Origin of the sequence: Klebsiella sp. 10982 (assembly GCF_048589245.1) — a bacterium.
In the GTDB taxonomy this organism is placed as follows: Bacteria; Pseudomonadota; Gammaproteobacteria; order Enterobacterales; family Enterobacteriaceae; genus Klebsiella; species Klebsiella quasivariicola.
In genome coordinates, this window is sequence record NZ_JBMAXV010000142.1 from 1 (window position 1) to 526 (window position 526).

The following is a 526-nucleotide window of genomic DNA, read 5'->3' on the forward strand; positions in this document are numbered from 1 at the left end:
TGCCCCGACGCCCATAAAGATGACCAGCGGCGCAATGCCCGAGCCGATGGCGACCTTATAGAACACCGCCAGCACCCCGGCGGAGTAGCCCATATCCACGGCGAGGTCTTCCATCTGCCCCTGCACCGACGGCAGCGCCAGCGCTAACGCCTCCTTGATGGCGTGAACGTCCGGCGCGCAGTGGAGCTTCGCGGCAATCACCGCCAGCTGCCCGGCGTCGTGGTGGGCCAGCAGGCTCTCCAGGGCGGTCAGCGCCAGCCCGGCCTCCGGGATATTCGACAGCAGCCCGCCGAAGCCAATCGGCAGCAGCAGCAGCGGCTCGAACTTCTTCGCAATCGCCAGCCACAGCAGCAGCAGGCTCACCAGCAGCATGATGGCCTGGCCGATGCCGAGGTGCATCAGGCCCATCCCCTGAATCAGGGCGTTCAGACTTTCCATTTCCGCTCCTCGTCCTTACGCCAGGGTCAGCAGGGTGTCGCCCACCGAGACCGCGTCGCCGGCTTTCACCGCGATACCGCGGACGCTA

General features: G+C 66.5%; 1 protein-coding gene and 1 pseudogene. Both read right to left on the minus strand.

Annotated features, from left to right (window positions below; genetic code table 11):
• The coding region (locus ACKLKD_RS27980; protein ID WP_420062017.1) for a sodium ion-translocating decarboxylase subunit beta at positions 1-438 on the minus strand (438 nt) is incomplete at its 3' end.
• 15 nt (positions 439-453) lie between these two features.
• A pseudogene (locus ACKLKD_RS27985) lies at positions 454-526 on the minus strand (acetyl-CoA carboxylase biotin carboxyl carrier protein subunit); the annotation flags it as partial.